General features: G+C 37.6%; 21 protein-coding genes. 12 read left to right on the top strand and 9 right to left on the bottom strand.

Going from position 1 to position 23329, the window contains the following annotated elements:
* Positions 1-14: 14 nt before the first annotated feature.
* The 4 genes from yihA to ACTBZY_RS04585 are packed head-to-tail and all read right to left on the bottom strand — an operon-like array spanning position 15 to position 3827.
* Positions 15-611 (bottom strand): ribosome biogenesis GTP-binding protein YihA/YsxC, encoded by a 597-nt coding sequence (yihA, locus tag ACTBZY_RS04570; protein ID WP_463045158.1) that lies wholly within the window; start codon positions 609-611, stop codon positions 15-17.
* The gene (locus ACTBZY_RS04575; RefSeq protein ID WP_463045159.1) at positions 611-1024 is read right to left on the bottom strand and encodes a Fur family transcriptional regulator; all 414 of its coding nucleotides are present in this window, start codon (positions 1022-1024) and stop codon (positions 611-613) included. Before ACTBZY_RS04575 ends, yihA begins: the two co-directional genes overlap by 1 nt.
* Positions 1025-1040: 16 nt before the next feature.
* Positions 1041-2852, bottom strand: coding sequence for an ABC transporter ATP-binding protein (locus ACTBZY_RS04580; protein ID WP_463045160.1), 1812 nt, complete (start codon positions 2850-2852; stop codon positions 1041-1043).
* A 3-nt stretch (positions 2853-2855) separates the two neighbouring features.
* Positions 2856-3827, bottom strand: a complete 972-nt coding sequence (locus ACTBZY_RS04585; protein ID WP_463045161.1) for a gliding motility protein GldB-related protein — start codon at positions 3825-3827, stop codon at positions 2856-2858.
* Positions 3828-3983: 156 nt separating this feature from the next.
* Between ACTBZY_RS04585 and ACTBZY_RS04590 the strand changes: the two genes are divergently transcribed.
* The 6 genes from ACTBZY_RS04590 to ACTBZY_RS04615 are packed head-to-tail and all read left to right on the top strand — an operon-like array spanning position 3984 to position 10866.
* Positions 3984-4610, top strand: a complete 627-nt coding sequence (locus tag ACTBZY_RS04590) for a TetR/AcrR family transcriptional regulator (protein ID WP_463045162.1) — start codon at positions 3984-3986, stop codon at positions 4608-4610.
* Positions 4611-4626: 16 nt separating this feature from the next.
* Positions 4627-4977: a DUF4260 domain-containing protein gene (locus tag ACTBZY_RS04595; RefSeq protein WP_463045163.1), complete on the top strand. Its 351-nt coding sequence runs from the start codon at positions 4627-4629 to the stop codon at positions 4975-4977.
* Positions 4978-4985: 8 nt separating this feature from the next.
* Positions 4986-5420, top strand: coding sequence for a PaaI family thioesterase (locus ACTBZY_RS04600; protein ID WP_463045164.1), 435 nt, complete (start codon positions 4986-4988; stop codon positions 5418-5420).
* On the top strand, positions 5417-6760 hold the full coding sequence (locus ACTBZY_RS04605) for a TolC family protein (RefSeq protein ID WP_463045165.1): 1344 nt from the start codon (positions 5417-5419) through the stop codon (positions 6758-6760). The genes ACTBZY_RS04600 and ACTBZY_RS04605 overlap by 4 nt, the downstream gene beginning before the upstream one ends.
* Positions 6761-6786: 26 nt before the next feature.
* Positions 6787-7824, top strand: coding sequence for an efflux RND transporter periplasmic adaptor subunit (locus ACTBZY_RS04610; protein ID WP_463045166.1), 1038 nt, complete (start codon positions 6787-6789; stop codon positions 7822-7824).
* 9 nt (positions 7825-7833) lie between these two features.
* Positions 7834-10866: an efflux RND transporter permease subunit gene (locus tag ACTBZY_RS04615; protein WP_463045167.1), complete on the top strand. Its 3033-nt coding sequence runs from the start codon at positions 7834-7836 to the stop codon at positions 10864-10866.
* A 14-nt stretch (positions 10867-10880) separates the two neighbouring features.
* Here the strand turns inward: ACTBZY_RS04615 and ACTBZY_RS04620 are convergent, their stop codons facing one another.
* Together ACTBZY_RS04620 and ACTBZY_RS04625 are read right to left on the bottom strand one after the other, a co-directional pair.
* Positions 10881-11678: an alpha/beta hydrolase gene (locus ACTBZY_RS04620; protein ID WP_463045168.1), complete on the bottom strand. Its 798-nt coding sequence runs from the start codon at positions 11676-11678 to the stop codon at positions 10881-10883.
* Between the two features lie 13 nt (positions 11679-11691).
* The gene (locus ACTBZY_RS04625; RefSeq protein ID WP_463045169.1) at positions 11692-12546 is read right to left on the bottom strand and encodes an alpha/beta hydrolase; all 855 of its coding nucleotides are present in this window, start codon (positions 12544-12546) and stop codon (positions 11692-11694) included.
* A gap of 147 nt (positions 12547-12693) precedes the next feature.
* Between ACTBZY_RS04625 and ACTBZY_RS04630 the strand changes: the two genes are divergently transcribed.
* The 5 genes from ACTBZY_RS04630 (at position 12694) to ACTBZY_RS04650 (ending at position 18508) form a co-directional block, all read left to right on the top strand.
* Positions 12694-14190 (top strand): ATP-binding cassette domain-containing protein, encoded by a 1497-nt coding sequence (locus ACTBZY_RS04630; protein ID WP_463045170.1) that lies wholly within the window; start codon positions 12694-12696, stop codon positions 14188-14190.
* Positions 14191-14200: 10 nt separating this feature from the next.
* Entirely contained in the window at positions 14201-15301 is a 1101-nt protein-coding gene (gcvT, locus tag ACTBZY_RS04635) for a glycine cleavage system aminomethyltransferase GcvT (RefSeq protein ID WP_463045171.1), read from the top strand.
* A 4-nt stretch (positions 15302-15305) separates the two neighbouring features.
* A complete protein-coding gene (locus tag ACTBZY_RS04640) occupies positions 15306-16040 on the top strand; it encodes a beta-ketoacyl-ACP reductase (protein ID WP_463045347.1) in 735 nt (244 codons plus the stop codon).
* Positions 16041-16146: 106 nt separating this feature from the next.
* Entirely contained in the window at positions 16147-17286 is a 1140-nt protein-coding gene (locus tag ACTBZY_RS04645) for an acyl-CoA dehydrogenase (protein ID WP_463045348.1), read from the top strand.
* A 298-nt stretch (positions 17287-17584) separates the two neighbouring features.
* Positions 17585-18508, top strand: coding sequence for a helix-turn-helix domain-containing protein (locus ACTBZY_RS04650; protein WP_463045172.1), 924 nt, complete (start codon positions 17585-17587; stop codon positions 18506-18508).
* 81 nt (positions 18509-18589) lie between these two features.
* Here the strand turns inward: ACTBZY_RS04650 and ACTBZY_RS04655 are convergent, their stop codons facing one another.
* Positions 18590-19009, bottom strand: a complete 420-nt coding sequence (locus ACTBZY_RS04655; RefSeq protein WP_463045173.1) for a hypothetical protein — start codon at positions 19007-19009, stop codon at positions 18590-18592.
* Positions 19010-19090: 81 nt separating this feature from the next.
* Between ACTBZY_RS04655 and ACTBZY_RS04660 the strand changes: the two genes are divergently transcribed.
* Positions 19091-19651 (top strand): hypothetical protein, encoded by a 561-nt coding sequence (locus tag ACTBZY_RS04660; protein WP_463045174.1) that lies wholly within the window; start codon positions 19091-19093, stop codon positions 19649-19651.
* A 21-nt stretch (positions 19652-19672) separates the two neighbouring features.
* Here the strand turns inward: ACTBZY_RS04660 and ACTBZY_RS04665 are convergent, their stop codons facing one another.
* Positions 19673-21709, bottom strand: a complete 2037-nt coding sequence (locus ACTBZY_RS04665; protein WP_463045175.1) for a penicillin acylase family protein — start codon at positions 21707-21709, stop codon at positions 19673-19675.
* Positions 21710-21826: 117 nt separating this feature from the next.
* Positions 21827-23218 (bottom strand): purine-cytosine permease family protein, encoded by a 1392-nt coding sequence (locus ACTBZY_RS04670; protein ID WP_463045176.1) that lies wholly within the window; start codon positions 23216-23218, stop codon positions 21827-21829.
* Between the last annotated feature and the right edge of the window lie 111 nt (positions 23219-23329).

Here is a 23329-nt window from a genome sequence, read left to right on the forward strand (position 1 = left end):
TTTAAGAAATTTTACTAATTAGATGCGTTTATTTCATCAATTAACTGAAGAATTTCTAATCGACCTAAACTTTTTTCAGAAGATGTGATATAGTGTTCTGGTAGAATAGACCATCTTTCCGCTAGGGCCATTTTAAAATCACTTACATTTTTTTGACCTTTTAAAGGTTTTACTTTATCCCATTTAGTGAAAATAAGCTTTAATGGAATGCCCTTTTCCCCTAATCTATGAACGAATTCCAAATCGATTTTCTGAGGAGGAATTCTGGAATCAATGAGTACAAAAACATAAAGTAGGTTTTCTCTTTGTTCAAGATAATCCCAAGTCATTTTTTCCCATTTCGCTTTTTCTTTAATAGGCACTTTAGCAAAACCATATCCAGGAAGATCCACCAAATACCATCTGTCTTCAATTAGAAAGTGATTAATAAGTTGAGTTTTGCCGGGTGTTGAAGACGTTTTAGCCAGTTTCTTTTGACCTGTCAACATATTTATCAACGAAGACTTTCCGACATTGGATCGTCCTATGAAAGCGTACTCCGGGAAGTTTGGACTTGGACAGCCCGTTACCACAGGTGTACTTTTAACAAATTCTGCTTTTATCGGGTGCATTAGTTTTTACAGTTTGGACAGCTCCCTTCTATCAGGAGGTTTATTTCTTCTCTTTTATAGCCTATTGGCAGCGTAATACTTGGAATATTTGTACTTTCTAGACAAGTAGTATCGCCACATTTCCGGCATTTGAAATGCACGTGATCATGCTGATGCGTCTCAGAGGTACAGTCGGTTTTACAAAGTGCATATTTAGTGCCGCCTTCCGCATCTAGGATTTTATGAATGATACCTTTTTCTAAAAATGTTTTTAATGTTCTGTATATGGTTACACGATCATATTTGTCTTCTACTGCCATTTCTAAGTCGCTATGTGATAAGGCCGCAAAGCTTTCAGCAAAAGTTCTAAGAACCTCTTCTCTGCACTCTGTGTGTCTTAAATTAAACGACTTTAATGATATAGTGTCTGCCATAGAAAAGATTGATGTTTTAAACTTCTAATGCGTTATTCTCCATTTGAAGCTTAACCAAATTTGAGTAAATTCCATCAGGATTCAAAATGAGCTCTTCGTGCTTGCCTTGTTCTGCAACAGCACCCTGATGAATGACGTAAATCTGATCCACGTTTTTGATGGTACCTAACCTATGGGCAATAATGATGGTGGTTCTGTTTTGCATAAGGGTAGCCAATGCATCCTGAACCAAACTTTCCGACTCGGAGTCCAATGCACTTGTGGCTTCGTCCAGCAAGAGTATTGCAGGATCTTTTAAAATAGCTCTTGCTATGGCTATTCGCTGACGCTGACCACCAGAAAGTTTTATGCCTCTCTCTCCAACAATGGTTTTTAAACCTTCAGGAAATCGATCTATAAATTCCATGGCATTGGCCTTTTGAGCAGCAGCCAGAAGTTCATCGTCGCTGGCATCGAGTTTTCCGTATCGGATGTTTTCCTCAATTGTTCCTCCAAACAAGATAACTTCTTGTGGAACAATGGCCATGTTTTGTCTTAGTTGAGTGACATCAATATTAGAAATATTTGTACCGTCAATCGTGATTTGACCGTTTTCTAAATCATAAAACCTTAGAAGCAGCTGGACAATCGTGGATTTTCCAGCACCACTTTGACCTACCAAAGCTATTTTTTCTCCTGGATTAATATGGAGTGAGAAATTTTCTAAAACAGGGAGGTCTTTACGAGTAGGGTAGGAGAAGTCGATATTCTGATAAGAAATTTGACCTTTGACTTTGTCAGTTTTTTTGATCTGATTTAAATCTACCTCCGAGTCTTCTTCTAAAATTTCTAGAATCCTTTCTGATGCCCCCACACTTCTTTGAATTTGGGCATATATATCACCAAGGCCATTCATGGAAGCCCCAATAAATGCGGTATAGAAAAGGAAAGACATTAAGTCTGCCAATTGTATTTCTCCTTTTTGTACCAGACCCCCGCCATACCAAACGACCAACATTATACCTCCAAATAATCCAACGATGAAGAATGTTATAAAGCCACCCCTGAGCGTGGCTGCTTTTAAAGCCAAATTGACCACATCCGTCATAGCATTGCTATATCTAGATGATTCTAACTTTTCGTTGGTAAATCCTTTTACTACCGTTATGGATTGTAACGTCTCCTCTACCACCGTATTGGCTTCCGCCAATTTCTCTTGAACTTGCTTGGATAAAACCCTAATGTATTTTCCAAAAAAGAAAGCTGCAATAACCACAATAGGAAAAGTAAGGAGCATAAATAGTGTTAACTCCCAAGAAATGTAAAGGATAATACCAATACCAACAATGAGTGTTACCACTTGTCTGAAAAACTCTGCAAGTGTAAGTGATAGCACATTTTGAAAAGCGGAGACATCTGAAGTTAGTCTACTCACTAAATCTCCAACGCGGTTTTTTTCAAAGAAGTTGATCGGGAGTGTAATAAACTTATTGAAAACTGTCGTTCTCACATCAGCGGAAACTTTTTCACTAACAATGGCGAAGAAATAAACGCGAAAAAAGGAAAATACACCTTGGAGAATAAGTATAACTCCGAAGAACAAAACAATTTGGTTTAAAGTATAGTCGGAGTTTCCTTCTATAACCCTTGTCACCTCACCTATTAAACTGGGAAATGTTAAGGTAGTGGATGTGGACAGGACTAGGAATATTAAACCAAGGGCAAAAGTCCACTTATAGGGTAATATAAACCGAAATAGTTTTATAGCTTTTTTGAAAGCATCCTTACTTATTTTTTTCTTCTTTTCTGAAGGCTCCGTTGCGTCTACCTCTTCTATTTTCTTTGCCATTTTTTACTCTTCTACCGCTCCTCGATACTTAGATTTTCGAAGTATATCCTGAACATCAGTATTGTTCATTAATTCTGTAAACGAAACATTTGGGTTTTCCGTTCTAAACTTGTCAATGATTCTCCAACCAAGCCATTGGGCTATTCTGCCTGGGCAGCTAGAACCTATTTCTGGAACTATTGGTCTCTCGCTCAAATACTTTTGTTTTACCTTTTGGTTTTGCTCATGAAGCAGCCCTTTGTCTATAAAGTGGGCCCAAATGATATCCTGAGCATACCAGTTGCCGGCTAAAGAGCTGTCTGGCATACCTATAATTAGGGAATCCGGCAGTACTGGTAACATGGTTTTGGTGAATTCAAAAGATTTCCCAAAAAAGATCATGTCATTAAGCATATCTCCTTCTGACGTAGATTTAATAAAAGATTGAGACAATAAACGAACTATGGAAGGGGCGATATAAGGTTTTTGAAATCTGTTAAGAATATAAGCCGGCTGGTCTGGTCTATACATCGCTTTAGGCCCAACGAACGCTTCAAGTGATATTATTACGATAGAATCTGAAACAAAAATATCATTTTCTAAACCTGTAAAAGTCGCATATACTTTGGGTGCGACAAACGATGGATAGCTTGCTTTTATATTGTTGAAAGCAACAGATAACTCTCCTTTAAGATCCGTTAATTCACCAAAAGTGCTGTCTACTTCATTAAAAAATTGACGCGTTCCTGGATGCGAAATGATGTAATATAAATGACTGACAAAAGCGGTATCATCTGGAAAAACGCGATAAAGGTTTTTAGAATACCAAGGGTTTTTATTGAGAAAGTCTTGAAGCTCTTCTTTAGAATCCATAGACATAAGTTCTCTATCAAATCGCTCAATTTCTAACGAGCTCAAGTCTTTTTCTTCAGTAGACTGACAAGAACTCAATAAGGAAATAACACAAATCAAATATATCCAAACTGCTGTTTTCATAAATTTTATCTCTTATAAAAGGCAAAGCTAGGAAATTAATGACGCCCGCTTAAGTCTCCTTGTAAAAAAACGCTTTCGTAATAAAAATAGAATTCTCTTTGAAATATTGAACAGTGTTCATTTTATTTGTAGTGTTAATAATAAGTACATTGTTTAATGAGTATTTCAGATAGAAAGGAAAGGGATAAGGAGGAAATGAAGCTTAAGATTCTAGAAGCGGCTAAAAAGCTTTTTCTAGAGAAGGGCTTTGAGAAGACAAGCATTCGGAATATTGCAGATTTAATAGAATACAGCCCAGGAACTATCTACTTATATTTTAAAGACAAAAATGACCTTCTTTTTAACCTGCACCAAATGGCTTTCAAAGGTTTAATGGAAGCCCTTATGGATCCTAATCCAAAGGAGGATGCTATGGAAAGACTTTATGATATGGGTAAGCGATATATAAAGTTTGCTTATGAAAACCCCGAAATGTATGATCTTATGTTTGTGATGGATGCTCCAATGGAGAGCTTGGAATGTAGTGACGACGTTTGGGATGATGGAATGAAAGCTTTTGAGCTCTTAAAGTATTTGGTTTCTGATTGTCAATCCGGAGGTTATTTAAACCAATACGATCTAGAAGATGCATCCCTTATGATTTGGAGTTTTGTACATGGTTTAGTGACGCTTAAGGGTAGAAAGAGGTTACAAATGTTTGGAGATAATGAAGAGGCATCATTGCAAAGGATGATGAGATCTTTGGAAGTATTTTTAGAAACATTAAAGTTGTCAAAAAAGTAAGTCACAGATATAGGATATGAAAGAGCTTTTGAGGTTAGAAGAAATGGGTCAGTTGGCTTTGGGTATTTTCTTGTTTAACCAGCTGGATTATGCCTGGTGGTATTTTTTGGTCTTCATACTGGTGCCCGATTTAAGCATGATTGGTTATGTGGTAAATCATAAAATAGGGGCATGGACTTATAACTTTTTTCACCATAAAGCTTTAGGCGTTTTGGTGCTTATCATAGGCTTTCTCTTCCATATTAACTGGATTTGTTTGGCAGGTGTTATTCTTTTTTCACACGCTGTCATGGACAGGATTTTTGGTTATGGATTAAAATACGAATCGGGTTTCAAATACACTCATCTAGGAGTCATCGGTAAATAAGGTTTATAATGAAAAATGTAAATGTTTTTGAAGGATTAATTGGCCAAGAGGCCAAAGACACAAGTCCATCTCCCTACGGAAGATGGTTAAATGGAAAATTATTGGAAGGAAAGGAGGGCTTTCTAAAAGCTTCCTTTAAAGTGAGAGAGGAGTTTACAAATCCCGCAGGTATAATGCATGGCGGGGTATTGGCCGGAATTATGGATGAGATTATGGGAATGGCAACTCATTCGCTTGGTCAGGATGGTTTTTACGTTGCAGCAAACCTTAATGTTGATTTTTTAAGACCAGCTAATGTTGACGAAGTTTTAATCGCCACGGCTGAAGTGATAAGATCTGGTAGAACAATGGCTCACTTGGAATGTAGAATCACATCAGAAAGTACCGGGAAGCTGATTGCAAAATCTACTTCTAATTTGATCAAAACCGTCTTAAAGCAATGAAGATAAGGCTTATTACCCTATTGACCATTTTATCTTTCAAGCTACAAGCTCAAAGCCCCATTTTGAAAGCTTACGTAGAGGAGGGTTTGGAATCAAACTTTGCCTTAAAGCAGCAAAACCTTGAAATTGAAAAATCGATCAAGGCTATTGACATTGCCAGATCAAATATTTTCCCTAAGATTACTTTTAATCCAACCTATACGGTAGCCACGGGAGGTAGAAGTATTGAGTTTCCTATTGGTGATTTACTAAATCCCGTTTATGGCACTTTAAATCAACTAACGCAAGGAGAAGATTTTCCAACCTTAGAAAATCAGACGATTCTTTTCGCTCCAAATAATTTTCATGAGACAAAGTTTACGTTTGAATTACCGCTGTTCAATACCGACATAAAATACAATATCCTCTTGCAAAAGGACTTGGTTCAAACGCAAGAAGCTAAGAAAAGGGCTTTGAGTTATGAATTGAAATATAATATTGAGGCGGCGTATTTTCAATACCTGCAAAGTTTAGAAGCATTGAAGGTTTATAGGCAATCAGGACAGTTTTTGAATGAATTCCTTGAATTTAATGAGCGTCTAGTTGCAAATGGCTTAGCCCTTAAAGATGTTTTGTTTTCGGCAAAGTATGAAATTAGCAAGTTAAATGGACAAAAGGCAGAGGCAGAAAAGAACGTTAAAAAGGCGAAAGCGTATTTTAATTTTCTGCTGAATAAAGGTCATAATGAGCTGGTGGAGAAAGACACCGCCAACTTTTCTTCGGAACCCATAGTGCAAGAATTATCTCAGCTAGTGGCTTCAGCCATAATCAGCAGACCAGAATTTGATCAGTTGAGAACAGGTCTAAATGCAAATAACACGCTGCTTCTACTACAAGAAAAGAATGCTCTATTGCCAAGCGTCTATTTTGGCGGTAGCACGGGATTTCAGGGTTATGGTTATTCATTTAACAAACAGGTATTTGCCATTGGGCAGCTCGGATTAAAATGGGACTTATACCATGGTAAGGAGAAAAAATATAAGATTCAGCAAACAGAAATTCAGAGCAAGATTTTAGATTCAAAAATAGAAGAAGCGAAGCAACAGATTGAAATGCAGGTGGTCCAAGCCTACTTTGATTATGAAGCATCTTTAAAGATCTTAGAATCTTCAAGGATTGGTGAGCAAAACACAAGCTTACTTTTAGACATGGTGCAGAAAAGGTATAAAAACAATGACGCCCTATATATAGAGGTTATAAAGGCTCAAAACGACAAAATGATGGCGGAGCTTCAAGGCTCTTTGGCACAATTTAATATTTGGCTTCAAAAATCGCACTTAGACAAAGTGAGTGCACAGTAGTTTGATAAAGATTTAAAGATATAAAAATGAATAAAATTGTCTACTTATTAAGCCTAGGAGCCATTTTATGGTCTTGCGGTGGCAAAGAAGATTCTTCTAAAACGGTTGTAAAAGAAGAATTAGAATCTGTCAGCACCGTACTTCCTTTTCAAAAGACATTTCAACAGGAGATTTTGGCTAGTGGTGTTTTGTCCTCAAAAGCAGAATTGAAGTTAGCTTTTAAGACAGGGGGTATGATAAAGAAAATGTATGTCAAAGAAGGGCAATACGTTAAAGCAGGGCAATTGCTGGCGGAGTTAGATATGTCGGAAATAGACGCCTCTGTTAACCAAGCCAAACTTGGACTTCAAAAAGCGGAAAGGGATGTGTCAAGGGTGAAGAAAATGCTAGAGGATGAGGTAGCCACGACGAATAACTTAGAAGATGCCACCACAGCTTATAAATTGGCACAGGAAACAATGCAGTCTGCCAATTTCAATCAAAAGTTATCGAAAATTTATGCACCCCAAGCAGGGAATATCTTAATGAAAATTGCTGATCAAGGGGAGTTGATTACACCTTTTGCTCCTGCTTTGATTTTAGGAACGGGAGGTTCTTCATTTAACGTAAAAGTAGGTTTATCGGACAGGGATATCGTGAAAGTTAGAATAGGAGATGCCGCGGAGGTTAGGTTGGATGCTTATGTTGGAGAAGTTTTTAAAGCTAAAGTTTCAGAGATTGCCCAAATTGTAAACCCTGCAACTGGAACCTACGAAGTGGAGTTGTCTCTTAATTCTAACGGTAAAAAATTGATTTCTGGATTCGTGGCAAAAGCGAGTGTTTTTCCTAGAGGAGAAAAAAGTGCCCTTTTAATTCCAGCTATATGTCTTTTGGAAGCCGAGGGAGAAAACGCTTCTGTTTTTATATATAATGGAGCGGGAGTAGAAAAACGTAAAATAAAGATAGGCTCCATATTTCCAGACGCAGTGGAGGTTTTAAGTGGCCTCACTGTTACAGACGAAGTGGTCAGTCTTGGTGCCAATTTCTTAAGCCCTGGTCAAAAAGTTAATGTCAAAAACCTTTAAGCCAGATAAATGAAAATAGCAGAATTTTCGGTTAAAAACTATCAGTTTACTATCATCATTTTTGTGATGATAGTGGCTTTAGGTATTAGTTCTTTATTGACCATGCCCAAAGCCGAGGACCCCGTTCTTAAGGCTACATTTAACACAGTGGTGGTCATTTACCCCGGAACGAGTCCTAAAGACATGGAAAAACTGATAGTGGATCCAATAGAAGAACGTCTTAACGGATTAGATGATATTAAGAACATATTTTCAGTGGCTGGAGATGGTGTGGCAAATATCACGGTAGAGTTTATGCATCATGTAGATGGTGACGAAAAGTACGGGGAAACACTTAGAGAACTCAATGCCATAAGAAGTAAGCTCCCAGAAGATATCTATAGTCTTGATGTGTTTAAGTATACGCCAGAATCGGTGAATATTATTCAATGTGCCGTCATGTCTGAAACGGCTCCGTTCTCAGATATGAAAGGGAAGGCGGAAGAACTTAAGGAGGCTTTAGAAAAGATTAAAGATATTAAAGGGGCGGAAGTGCATGGATTCCCAAATAGGGAGGTAAATGTTTCCCTTAATACGGACAGAATGGCTCAATACCAAATACCCATAAATAGGGTTATGGGATTAATTCAGGCGGAAAATAAAGATATACCAGCAGGATCTATTGAGATTGGGAACAGAAGGTTAAATGTGAAAACCTCTGGTTCTTACCAGTCTCTTGCAGAAATTGAAAATACAGTGGTAAGTACCTCTGGAACGCAAGTAACCTATTTAAAGAACATTGCAGAAGTATCATTTGGGTATGAAGAGCAAACCTATAACACCAGATTAAATGGGAAAAGGGCGGTTTTTGTAACCGCAACTCAAAAGAGCAACACTAATATTTTTGATGTCAAGAAAGAAATGACACCGATTATTAAACAGTTTGAGGCGAGCCTTCCTTCCAATTATACTTTTGAAAAAAGCTTCGACCAAGCAGATTCTGTTTCAAAACGCTTATTGGGTTTGGCTCGTGATTTTGGAATCGCTATTTTATTGGTTTTAATCACGCTAATTCCATTAGGTTTTAGGGCGGCATTAATCGTAATGGTTTCCATTCCTTTATCCTTAGCCATTGGTTTGGCTGGATTAGATGTGATGGGTTTCGGAATAAACCAATTATCCGTCGTAGGCCTAGTGATCGCTTTGGGTTTAGTGGTAGACGATTCCATAGTGGTTGTTGAAAACATTGCACGTTTTTTAAGGGAAGGTCATAGTAGGCGTGACGCCGCCATTTTAGCGACTAAGCAGATTGGTCTGGCCGTGGTCGGTTGCACGGCCACTCTTCTGTTTGCCTTTTTACCGCTGGTGTTTTTGCCAGAATCTTCGGGTGAGTTTATAAGAAGTTTACCCATGGCTGTTATTGCCACTGTATTGGCATCGCTTTTTGTTTCTATCACGATAGTGCCGTTTTTAGCGAGTATGCTGATGCCCAAAAATAGCAGTGAAGAAGGAAACATTGTGTTGCAGTATATGAAGAAGGGTATTGAAGGTTCTTACCGAAAAATTTTGCATTGGTCACTCGGAAATCCGCTTATCACCCTTTTAATAGCAGTTTTAATTTTTGCCGGAAGCCTAGCTCTTATACCCGTTATAGGTATCAGTGTTTTTCCAAAATCTGAAAAGCCCCAATTGTTGATTGATATCAACACACCTTCCGGTACTAACCTTGCCACCACAGACGAGGTCGTAAGATTTGTAGAAAAAACGCTAGCAGAAGAACCATTAGTGAGAAACTATGCAGCTAACATTGGAAAAGACAATCCAAGAATTTATTATAATCTGCTTCCTAGAGGTGGTGCAAGCTCTGAATTTGCCCAGCTTTTCGTTCAACTTCAAGAAGAAACAGAACGTACGGTTTTGGTGAATAAATTAAGGGGAAAGTTCATCGATTATCCAGGAGCTAAAATTGTTGTGAAGGAATTCGAGCAAGGTCCGCCAATTGCTGCCCCTTTGGCTATTAGAATTTTTGGCGAAAACATAGATTCCTTGAGGAACATCTCTTTAAAAGTAGAGAAGGCTTATCAAGAAACTCAGGGTACTATTTATATCAACAATCCGTCTACTGTGGTCAATACGGATTTAAGGGTTAAGATTAATAAGGACAAAGCGGGGATGTTAGGTATTCCTACTTCAGAGATAGATAAATCAATCAGAATGGCCATTGCAGGTTTGAATATCGGACAATATAGAGATGAAGCAGGGGAGGAATATGCTATTACTGTTGGTTTGGAAAATAAAGAGAAACCAGGTTTAGAGGTTTTTGATAAAATATATGTCGCTGCCGCAAATGGAGCACAAGTTCCACTTAAAGCCTTGGCAACGTTACAGTTTGAAAGCTCTCCTAATAATATCAATCACTACGACAAAGAGCGTTATGTTTTAGTTTCTTCTTTTGTGGCAGACGGTTATTTGACACCATCTGTAAATGAGGCCTTTTTGGAGCGATTAGAAAAGATTAAAATGCCAGAGGGCTATCATTATAAAATCTCAGGAGAGGTCGAACGTCAAAATGAAACTTTTGGCGGTCTTGGCAACATAATTATCATTACGATTTTTGGAATATTGGCTATTCTGATTTTGGAGTTCAAAACATTTAAAAGCTCTTTTATTGTACTATCCGTAATTCCGTTGGGTATCATCGGAGCGGTAGGTATTCTGTTTATAACTGGTAATTCGCTTTCATTTACCGCCACTATTGGTATCATTGCTTTGGCAGGAATTGAGATAAAAAACTCCATTTTATTGGTAGACTATACCAATTATCTACGTTCTGACGAGGGCTTGAGTATAGACGAGGCGATTGAAAAAGCCGGAGAAACAAGATTTATTCCTATTGTTTTGACTACTTTAACAGCCATTGGAGGGCTTACTCCTCTAGTTTTGGAGCATTCTCCCCTGTATTCGCCACTGGCCTTGGTGATTATTGGTGGTCTTATTTCCTCGCTTATTTTAACAAGGATTGTGACGCCAGTGATGTACAAATTACTTCCGCCAAGGGTTTAGCCTTGGTGAAGGTTTCATAATTCTGGTGCCAGCCACTCTTTAAGCTTTTCATGGTAAAGCTCAAAACGGTATAAGCCTTTATGACCTCCCGGAAGTGATAGTAATATGGAATCTGAGGAAATGCCTATTTTCTCTGCCAATTTTAGACTCGATTTATATGGAATGAGTTGGTCTTCTGTCCCGTGAATGAGAAACGTCGGGCACTTTACTTTGGCTATTCTCAGGTCTGTTCTAAAAGGGTGTTTGATTAACAGATCGTAAGGGAAAAACGGAAAATGAAGTTTGCCAACATCTGCCATATTGTAATAGGGACTTTCTAGAATGAGCATTTTGGGCGAATGCTCGGCGGCTAGTTTTGTGGCCACACCTGTTCCTAACGATCTGCCATATATGACAATGCTATCTTCGCTGTATTTTAATAACATTTGTTCGTAAAGAAATTCCGAATCGTCAAATAGATTTTGTTCCGTTGGTGTACCTTTAGTTTTACCAAAACCTCTGTAATCATATAAAAATACATCGTAACCAAGACTGGTGAACTGCTTCGCAGACCAACCCCATCTTGATAAATTTCTCTGGTTTCCGTGGTTATTGAAGACTAAACCTTTACTCGTTCCTTCCGCTGGAAAGAATAAAGTATTGATTTTGATACCATCAGGACTGGTATAAAATTTTTCAGTGAAGGGTTCATCAAATTGAAATTTGTAATCCGCTGGTAAGGAGTTTGCTCTAAATATGACCCAGTCTTGAACGAGATAAAGTATGATTAGTAGGATAACATAAGTTAAAGCGAACCATTTGAAAAACTTCATGAATGCATAGGTTTTAAGTGTTAAATCCAATATCTCCTAAAATTTGTTTGTCAAACTCATCAAATTGTTCCAATAGTATATCTCTAAGAACACGATGATATTCTGGAAATGAAGGGAGGTTATTATGTCTGCCACCATAAATGGGAGCCAGATGAGTATTAAGAGGTACTACTTTAGAGAGTCTAACACTACTACTAAAAGGAATTAGTAGGTCTTTGGTGCCATGAATAATATAAATAGGACATCTGCAGTATTTGAGCCATTCGTCTGTTCTTATTTTGAAGCGGAGGATGATACTTAGTGGCAGAAATGGAAGAAAACGATTGGTTAGATTTGAAAAGCTATAATAAGGTGCGTCAAGAATCAACATTTTGGGCTTATTGCTCGAGGCTAGTTTAGCTGCGAACCCTGATCCTAAAGAGCGTCCATAAATGACTATATCACTTTCTGGAACATCATAGTCGTATTTCAAACGGTTGTAAACATGTTGGGCATCTTCTTTCATGGCTTTTTCCGATCTTTTTCCTCGGCTTTTCCCAAACCCACGGTAGTCTATCATCAAAACATCGTAGCCATGCACTGTAAAGTCTCTGGAATATTTGGCCCAACCCTTTATACTCCTAGAATTGCCATGGAAGTATAGAACAATACCTTTTCTGTCTTTTTCTTCTGTAAAAAAACGGAGACCATTGATTTTTACTTTGTCGGAAACCGTAAAATTTAATTCTTCAAAAGGATAATCATATTTGAATTCGAAGTCGTCGGAAAGCGTTTCCGGTTTGAAAATGAAGAAATCTTGAATAAAGTAGGCCAAGACACTAAGTGTGATATAGGAGCCTAGAAGCCAATAAAAAATATTCCAAGACATAAATGAGCTGTTCTTTTCTGAAATCTAATAAAAAGACGTCAGACTAAAAATAAAGCTTAATCTGGTTTATGTTACTTTTTAGTTTTAGTCAGGAATATCTAGGGCTTAAAATAGGATTGTTCTAGTTCTGAATTCTATTTTTGTCGAATGATAAGATTTGAAAACGTTTTTATAAAGAAAGGAGAGAATGTTGTATTAAACGAGGTCTCTGTTGAATTACAGGAAGGCGTTAATTACGGCATTGTAGGAGCAAATGGGAGTGGTAAAAGCACGTTTTTGGATGCTATTTCTGGAAAAATATTTCCATGGAAGGGAAAGTTAATTAAGCCACACTTTTCTGAGATTGAGCTTGTCCCTCGCGATTATGGATTTCATCGTTTGGTAGGTGCTGCTTATCAATATTACCAACAGAGGTATCATGCTCACGATTCCGAAATAGGACCTTCAGTTTGGGAAGTTATACAAAATCAAATCTTACCAGTAGGAACGGTAGACATTAAATCTGTCGATTTGCCAGAATTAAGATATTCGGAAGCGAAGGTTAAGGATGTAGCTATCAAGATGAATATTTTTCACCTTTTGGAAAGAAAGGTTACCTCCCTTTCTAATGGCGAAACTCGTCGTACACTTATTGCTTTGTCTTTGCTTAAGAGTCCTAAAGTACTTTTGCTAGACAATCCATTTGTTGGACTAGATGTCAAAAGCAAAGAAAGTCTTAAAGAGCTTTTGAATGTACTGGATGTTCAATTGATTATGGTCGCAGGTATAAAGGATATGCCCGCTTGTATAACAAAAGTCATAGATTTCAATTCAGGTTGTATTTCAGGACAATTTAATAGGCCATTTCCTGAGATGAAAAGGGAAGTTGCAAAAATTGAATTTAAAGAAGAATTGTTGGCCTATTTCACAACCAATAATGACGCTAGTAAAGGTTCCGTAATTAAGTTGGTCAACGGGAGGGTTGTTTATAGCGGGACGGCGGTTTTAGATGGCATAGATTGGGAAGTAAAAACTGGAGAAAGATGGGCTCTTTCAGGCCCAAATGGCTCAGGTAAGAGTACGCTTTTAAGTCTTTTGATAGGAGATAATCCACAGGCCTATCAAAATGAGCTTTACCTTTTTGGTAAAAGAAGAGGAACAGGGGAGAGTATCTGGGATATAAAAAAGAGAATAGGCTACTTGTCTCCTGAAATGCACATTTTCTTCCCTAAGAATATGGAAGTGTGGAAAGTGATTGCTTCTGGACTTTTTGATACGATTGGCTTGTTTAAAAAGCTCAATGATATAGAAAAGAAGGACTTGAAGAAAATTATTGAACTTTTAGACCTAAATACTATTGAAAACAGGTTGTTAAGCGAGCTTTCGACCGGTGAACAAAGGATTGTGCTTTTGGCAAGGGCATTAATCAAGAATCCAGAACTTTTACTGCTAGATGAGGCCTGTCAAAATTTGGATTATAACCATATGGTTTATATTAGAGACTTGATAAACGAACTGGTACAAAAGTTAAATAAAACCTTGGTTTATGTCACACATAATATGGAGGAGATTCCTGCCATAGTGGATAAAAAAATTCTTTTAGAAAACGGGAAGAGGCTTAAAGAAAGACCCGAATCAAATTCTGTAACTTTACATCAAACTTAAAACAAACGATATGTCGGAAATCAAGGATATTCCATTGCATGCTTTACATGTGGAGCTGGGAGGTAAAATAGTGCCATTTGCTGGATTTAATATGCCCGTTCGCTATTCATCAGATATAGAAGAGCACATGGCGGTTAGAGAGGCTGTAGGTGTATTTGATGTAAGCCATATGGGGGAGTTTTATTTGAAGGGAGCTGGAGCTTTGGAGTTAATTCAAAAGGTTTCTGCCAATGACGCTTCTTTACTTTATAATGGAAAAGCCCAATACAGTTATTTGCCGAATGAAACGGGAGGGGTGGTAGATGATCTATTGGTTTATAGAATTGATGAAGATGAATACATGTTGGTGGTCAACGCTTCAAACATAGAAAAAGATTGGAACCATATTCAGAAGTTTAAGAATGATAATGTAGAGATGGTCAACTGGTCAGACGACCTATGTCTTTTTGCAGTTCAAGGACCAAAAGCGATAGATACTTTACAGAAGTTAACACATATTCCTTTGAAAGACATTGAGTATTATAGTTTTACTAGAGGCACTTTTGGAGATGTAAAGGATGTCATTCTTTCGGCTACGGGTTATACTGGGGCAGGAGGGTTTGAACTTTATGTGCCTAAAGAAAACGCCTTGGAACTATGGAACAAGATTTTTGTGGCCGGAAAGGAATTTGATATTAAGCCTATAGGTTTGGGTGCAAGAGATACCTTGAGGTTAGAAATGGGTTATTGCCTTTACGGAAATGATTTATCGGATGACATTTCACCATTGGAAGGTGGATTGGGTTGGGTAACTAAGTTTTCAAAGGATTTTGTGAATTCTGAAAACCTATTGAAGGAGAAGGAAGCAGGTTTGAAGCGGAAGTTAGTAGGAATTGAGTTGACGGAGAAAGGTATTCCAAGAGCTCATTATGAAATCTGTAACGCAGAGAATGAGGTTGTAGGAGAAATCACTTCAGGGACCTTGTCGCCTTTGCTTAAAAAGGGTATTGCACTGGGTTATGTTGATAAAGCCTATGCTAAAAAAGATACGGAGCTTTTTATTAAAGTAAGAAACAAAATGCTCCATGCCAAAGTGGTTAGACCACCATTTGTTAAACCAGGGGTAAATTGATATGATGAGATTAGAAGACAAAGTGGCTATTATTACTGGCGGAGCCAGAGGAATAGGGAAGGCTACCGTAGAACTTTTTATTAAGGAAGGAGCTAAGGTAGTTATTTGGGATATTTTGGAGGAAGGGAAGCAAACAGCCGATTTGATGGATACATCAGGGGATATATGTTTCTTTCAAAAAGTAAATGTAAAAAACATAGAGGAGTGTCATTTGGCAGCTAAAAGTGTCTTTGAAAAATATGGTCGAATTGATATCCTTATTAATAATGCGGGTATTCTAAGAGACAAAAGTTTCTTAAAGATGAGTACGGAGGAATGGCAATCTGTCATTGACATTAACCTTACCGGGGTTTTTAACTGTACCAAGGCCGTAATTCCTTTGATGATTGAAAACCGATATGGAAGGGTTATTTGTACTTCTTCTGTAGTAGGAATAACAGGTGGTTTTGGTCAAACTAACTATGTGGCCTCTAAAGCCGCGATTATTGGTATGGTCAAAACATGGGCCAAGGAGTTTGGTAAGTATAACATTACCGCAAATGCGGTGGCTCCAGGGTTTATAAAAACGGAAATGACCGATAGCATCCCCGAGGAAATCAGAAATGGTTTTATTGCTGATATTCCTGTAAAAAGGCTTGGGGAGCCAGAGGATATAGCCAATGCTTATTTGTTTTTGGCCACGGAAGAAGCTTCTTATATAAATGGACATACACTTTCTGTAAACGGAGGAGTAGCGTAATAGACTGCGAGTTATTTATTGGTTTGAAAATAATAGTATGCTTGCATACCATTATTTAAGATCTTAAATTTGGTTCTAACTTCAAACACAGAAACCAATGCAAGGAATAAATTTCGATTTATCAGAAGAACAATTAGCGGTTAAAGAGGCTGCACGTGATTTTGCTGAGAAAGAATTACTTCATGATGCCATAGAAAGAGATACCCACTCAAAATTTCCTGTGAAGCAGGTCAAAATGATGGGAGAACTGGGTTTTCTGGGTATGATGGTAGATCCAGAGTATGGTGGAGGTGGAATGGACAGCATTAGCTATGTCTTGGCAATGGAAGAAATCGCTAAAGTGGATGCTTCTGCTGCCGTCGTTATGTCGGTAAACAATTCTTTGGTTTGCTGGGGTTTAGAAAAATACGGTACCAAAGAACAAAAGGAGAAATATTTGACGGCATTGGCCACAGGAGAGAAGCTAGGTTGTTTTTGCCTTTCGGAGCCGGAAGCTGGTTCTGATGCCACATCTCAAAGAACCACGGCCGTAGATGCTGGTGATCATTATGTGGTCAACGGAACGAAAAATTGGATAACCAATGGAGGTACATCTGATATTGCCCTTGTGATTGCTCAAACCGATGTAGATAAAGGTCATAGAGGTATCAATGCTTTAATTATAGAGAAAGGTACCGAGGGTTTTGTGGTTGGTAAAAAAGAAGACAAAATGGGCATTCGTTCTTCAGATACACATTCACTCATGTTTTCTGATGTCAAGGTGCCTAAAGAAAATCGAATAGGAGAGGATGGGCACGGGTTCAAATTTGCAATGGGAACATTGGATGGTGGAAGAATTGGAATTGCAGCACAAGCTTTAGGAATTGCTGGAGGTGCTTATGAAAGGGCTTTGAAATATTCACAAGAAAGAAAGGCTTTTGGTAAGGAGATTTCTAAACACCAAGCCATTCAATTTAAGCTGGCAGATATGCACACCAGAATAGAAGCAGCAAGGCTTTTAATTTATAAAGCTGCTTGGGAAAAGGACCAAGGGAGAAATTATTCGGAGTCTGCGGCAATGGCAAAAGTATATGCCTCTGAGGTAGCTATGTGGGTTACTACTCAGGCGGTTCAGGTTCATGGTGGATATGGTTATGTAAAGGAGTATCATGTGGAAAGAATGATGCGAGATGCCAAGATTACAGAAATTTACGAAGGTACTTCTGAGATTCAAAGACTGGTAATTGCGAGATCGATATTGCAGTAAATTAACATACTATTGTACTTTAAAGGGCTTCTTTGAAGCTCTTTTTTTATGCTCTTTTGAAAAACTTCTATGTTTTTTACCAATTATTATTAAACAAAAAAACGGCTTCAGATGCTATAAAATTATACTTTTTCGTGAAATGACTCGGTTTTCTGTGCCATTTGTATGAATAATTAAACATTAGAATTTTACAAGACTTTTGACTCTTAAGAATAAATTATTAGTTTTGTACAACATTATTATTCCTGAAGAGGAACGAATACACTGGTAATTTGTTAAGAAAAAAGAAATACTAATTATGGAAGATTATAATAAAATCATTGAATCACTCGGCGTAAAATTTGCCAAAGCCAGGCATATTAATGTGCTGCAGCCAATAGTAATTAAGAATTTTTATGATGTGGAAAACACATTATTAATTCTTTACGATGGCAATGTTAAATTAGAAGGTATTGAAGAGAAGATAGAGCCAGGGGATATGCTTTTTATCCCTGGAGGCAAGTCTTCAAACATTAACTTCGGTACTGGAGAGCCAAAAAATATCAGTTATGAAGAGTTCATGACTAGAAGAGAGCACTACTGGGATGCCATGACTATTCCTCATGAAATAGGTAAGGTACGTAACTCTTTTGGCTTAATTGCTTTTGAAGCTAAAGTTTTTGACTCTGTTAACTTTTTCACCTCTTTAGATATTCCTCCTTTCTTCATCAAGAATGATAGCAAATTGGCGGGATTGATAAAGGATATTTTGGTGGAAGACTTTACAGACGAAGCGGGTAGAGGTCGTGTGATAATGAATAAAACCGAGGAGGTTGTTATTGAAATCATTCGCTTTATCCTAAGAAACAAAATGTTTGTGGAACAGCTAGCCACAAACAGTACGTATTTCAAAGATCCTCGTTTGATTGATATCTTCGCTTATATTAAGGAAAACCTAGAAGGCGATTTGTCTAATAAGCAGTTGGCCAATGTTGCCAATGTTTCTGAAGATTATGTAGGTCAATACTTCAAAATGTTGACAGGTATCAATCCTCAGGATTATATAGAATATCAAAGAATGGAAGCTGCGGTAACGCTTCTAAGAACTTCTAAGAAAAGCATTCGTGCCATTGGTGCTGAGGTTGGTTATAAAGATACAGCATATTTTTGCCGTAGATTTAAAATGATGTTCGGAATACCAGCGGGTAAAATGAGGCGTAGAGAGAGTTTAATGATAGGTTAATACGCTGTCACTATATATTATTTTGAAGGGCAAGCAGTTTTCTGTTTGCCCTTTTTATTTGGCAATAACTTTTTCTTTTTATCAAGATTGTTTTGGTGATAACTTAGTGGTAGGCTTAATTTCATTTAAAAGTTGAATAAATAGCGGCCTATCTTTTTTATGAATATCTTTTGAATCAATTTTGGTACTACCTTTTTTAGTAATTATTTGAACGTCAGAATTACTCCATTTAATTTCTATGATTTGAGAGTTCAATATCTTCTTTTTGTAAAAGATATTTTTTCTAAATTCAATACATTCGTTTCGAAAAAGCACTCTCGGTTTAATTATCTTAAAAGCAATATCAAGGAAGAAATATAAAATGGTTAAGAGGTATAAAAAGACAAATAGATGATCTCTATCTTCCGTGACTCTTTTATATATTGGGAAAATAAATAATAGTATCCCTATAATAGAGCCGAGTAAGCTGGCAAAACTGTTTCTAAATTTATGTTCTTTCACTAGTAATATGTTTTGTAGAGCTATTCCCTTTATCTACACGGGCTTAAGTTTAGCTATTAAAGTGTTAAACAACATTAATAAATGAAAAAAACACTAGTTATTATTGTTATTGGTGTATCCTTTCTCATTTACGGCTATCAAAGGATTAAGAAGGATGTCTATGCTCATGCTAATGAAGTATCGAAGGAAGAAAAAGCATTAATTGGCTGCTTAAAAGCAAACGTTAAATTAATAGAACGTAGACTTCAATGCGAGAATGATAGTATTTTGCCATATAAAATGTCTAGTAATATTGAATTTATAAAAAACTATCAGGACAATATCCAAGACTTCGCACTTTGTGATAAAGTTTTTGAAATCGATTCAATGCTTACTACGGCTAAAGAATTTGATTCCAAAACAAAGAATCTCTTGATTGTTAATCATTGTAAAAAGGAGATTTCCACGTATAATAATTCCTTAAAAAGTTTTTTCAACTCAAGCATATGGATTCGAAATAGATTAATACGAAAAGGAGAGATTGAAGATAGAGAATACTTTGAATATTTAGAATTTAAATTGGATGCTGACAAACCGAGTAAAAAAAGAGAGAAATTAAATGCGGAATTAGACTCCTTACTGCTTGAGGGTTTAAAGAAGTAAAAAATGATTCCGTTTACCTTTTCATTCAGGCGAATAAACCCGATCAGCACTTTTCAATACCTCAGCCTTATCCAAAGTCATCTTCTTGGTCTTTTGATTTACGAACATTTCCATTTGGTCGGCATAGTGTGGATTTTTTGGATGGCTAGAAGCACCATAATTAATGACAGATTCTATTTTCGGCAATTCACCTTTTTTGAATCGAACGAGCTGTATATAAGATTCTCCTGCCACTCCCTTTCTCATTCCATTTTTATGTGCAGCCGTGTACATGGCTGCCAAAACATCTGGGAGGCCTGGTAGATTTATTTTGTTGGGCCCACGTACAAGCTTTTGAACTTGGCCTAAAGGTACATCCGTCTTTCCAAAGCCTTGAATCAATTCATTCTTGGTCTCTTCTATAAGGAGAACAGCTTCTTTTTCCGTAAGAATTGCATCCGTTTTATACTTGGTATAATAATCATTTATCTTATATATCAGTATAGCAAAAAATCCGGCTCCTGTATTTTCAATATTTGATTTCCTATTCCATTGTTGTAGCAGCTCTATTTCTTTCGCAATTTGTGTGTAATTAGATGATTTAAGATTCCTGATGATATTGATGTCAATGGGGAAATGAAAAGTAGTAGGGTACTGACCATCATATTTAATGGTTTTGAAATCTTCATAACTCGCTTTGGGATACTGCCCTATTAATTCTTCAAACCTTTTGCTCCTATTATTGTCTTTGAGTGGATATCCCATGGTCTGGTCAAGATCATCAGCATTTATATTGTCTTCCTTGCCAGTTGCATGAATTACGGTATTGTTGGTATTGTACAAATAGCCAGACTTCGGATTGAGATACTGTGGTAAAGACTCGAAGGGATGAAAATCTGTCCAAAGTGTTTCTGAAGTATTTCCTGGAAGTACGCCAGACCAATTATACTTAGGGTTCCTTATCGGAATTTTACCATTTGACACATAAAAAATTTGGTCTTCTGAATCTGCATATACGGTATTGAAGCCTGGTATGGCTACCATTTCCATGGCTTTATAAAAGTCTTCGAAGTTTTTGGACTTGTTCATTTTATACCATTGCTCTACGCCTCTGATGTCTTGGTTGGCACCCAAACGGATGGAATAAGAGCCTTCTTTAGTTTTGACAGTGGCACCATATACGCTCCAATATGCTTTTTTGCCAATAGGTATCGTAATGAGGCCTAGTTTAACTTTTAACCTGACTTTCTGTTTTTCCAATTTGAGCCATTGACCATCAAAGAGATATTTATTAGACCTTTTGCCCTTCATTTGAAGGCGATAAACATCTATTTTGTCTTGATGATTTACCGTATGAGCCCAACCAAGATTTTCATTGGTGCCAAGAAATACCACACAGCCGGCTGGAAATAAACCACCAAGGATATTCCAACCGTCTTCGCTCTGAAGATGGGCTTCGTACCATGCTACTGGACCTTCAAGAGGTTGATGAGAATTTATATTTAGGAAGGTTTCGCCAGTAGTAGTTTTAGAAGAAGCAAAAGCAAAGGCATTGGAGCCCTTTATTGCTATGCTTTTGTTGATCTTTCCACTATAAATATCCTTTAAGACTGCATCGACACCAGACAGGACCGATAAAGAAAGTATTTGGGAGGAGACATAGTCTGTCATACTAAGAGGAAACAATTTTTTCACGAGAATCTCTTCCGGATGTAGCAGGGCATAGTGATTAATTCCAGCCAAATACCCCTTTGCCAAATCTGTAAATTCTGGTGAAAGAGGATGCATGTTTTCTTCCGCAATTTGCTTGGTTCTTAATAAACCTACCACGTAATCAACAGCCGCACCTTCTTTTCCATTGAGTTTTCCAAGCATACCTTTTCCGGCCAATAGCGTCAACTGTATCGTTTTAAAGTCATCTTCGCTATGTGCCCATGCTAAGCCATAGGCTACTTCAGGGTCGGTAGGGGCAAAAATATGTGGAACGCCCCATTGGTCACGGGCAATTTTAATATTTTCAGTGTTGATTTGAGTATTGGCAGAGGTCACAGCCAAAATAAAGAGTAGTACTTGTTTCATAAAGGGATGAAGTCTTATCCCAATATACGCCAAAAATCAAACATCTATATAAAAAGAGAAGTGAAGAACTTTTGACAGAACTCCACTTCTAATTTACAGGCAGTGTTTGATTTTTTCTTAAGCGTTCTTTTTTTGAAAGTATTTGCTAAATAGTAAGAAAAGCACACCACAGGAAATCCAAGCAGGAAGTGTTAAGAAGGAAAGGAAAATTCCATTTGTCTTAGCGTAGAAATAGAATCCACAAACACTTACAGCCCAAGCCAAAAGCACCGCCCAGTTTAGGTTTAACTTTTTCTTTTCAGCGTAGTCCGATGTAATGTCTAACTTAGAAGAGAAGAATTGGTCAAAGACAATAATAGCTCCTACCGGAGCTAAAATAAACCCGTAAACCGCTACGAAATCTAATAATTGCATAGCGAATGCAGGAAATATGCCTGCAGCAGTAGCCAAAGTACCCGCTATGATGGTGGCACCACTGGATTTCATTTTAGGGAATAGCGTTTGAAAGGCTAAACCTGCCCTGTAAATGGTTGGGTTTGCGGTGGTCCAACCGGCAAGAATTACCACCAAAACACCAAATGCACCAATGGCATTATATGCCAGAGGACCTGGAGCCACAGATGGGGCTTCTCCATTTGCTAAGAAATTTAAGGCTTCTGGTGATTTTAAATAAACGGCATAAAGCAACGCAGCAGCTATCCATGCCATGTAATGACCTACATACATTCCTGCGGCTGTAGTCCATCCTGATTTAGCGGATTTAGCATATCTGAAAACAGAAAGGTCAGACATACCTACGTGCATAGCAGCGTTTGCAAACCATGACCAAATAGCAACATGCCAAAAGGTGTATTTGATTTGTCCAGGAAAAGGCTCTCTACCTTCTCCCCAAATATTCCAGAAATCGCTAAAGCTTTTTATTTCCAACTGGTTTAGTGCTACAATTCCAGCTGCAAGAAATCCGATGATAATAATGGGTGACATCCAATTGGCGGCTTTAGATACCATGCTGTAACCTTTGGCGGCTACATAGGTGGTAATGGCTCCAAGCATAACCACAATAATAATCCAAGTAGATCCATTTGGCATGACGTCTGTAAGCTTAGGCATATCCATATTAAAAGGGATGCCTACAGCTGTAGCAGAAACGGTTAACATAGAGCCTGCCAAAAAGCAAAAAAGAACGCCGTTGGCAATATTATAAAACTTTACGAGGCTTTTTCCGCATATCTTTTCCAGTTGGAAATAAAGTGTAAACCTGTTTTTGACAGCAATTTCGGCGGTTAGATATCTCCAAGACAATACGGCCATCAGATTACCAACCAGAAGACCCATTAATAAGTCAAATGCACTGACACCAGTGGTAAGGAAAAGTGGACCAATAACAAACTCAGTACCTGCTGCATGTTCTCCAGCATACATGCCCAAAAAGCTTTTCCATCCTTTGAGTTCTTTTTTGGGAATAGGTTCTCTTTCGTATTCCTCAACAACGACAACTTCTTTGCTCATTTTTTATTTTGGTAGGGTTTAGTGGAGCAAATTAGTATAATAGCTTGATATACCGATAGGTTGTGTTCCCCCGAATAGTTTACTAAAAATTTAAAAAGCCTATTAGGGCAT

It is taken from the genome of Arcticibacterium sp. (assembly GCF_055134445.1).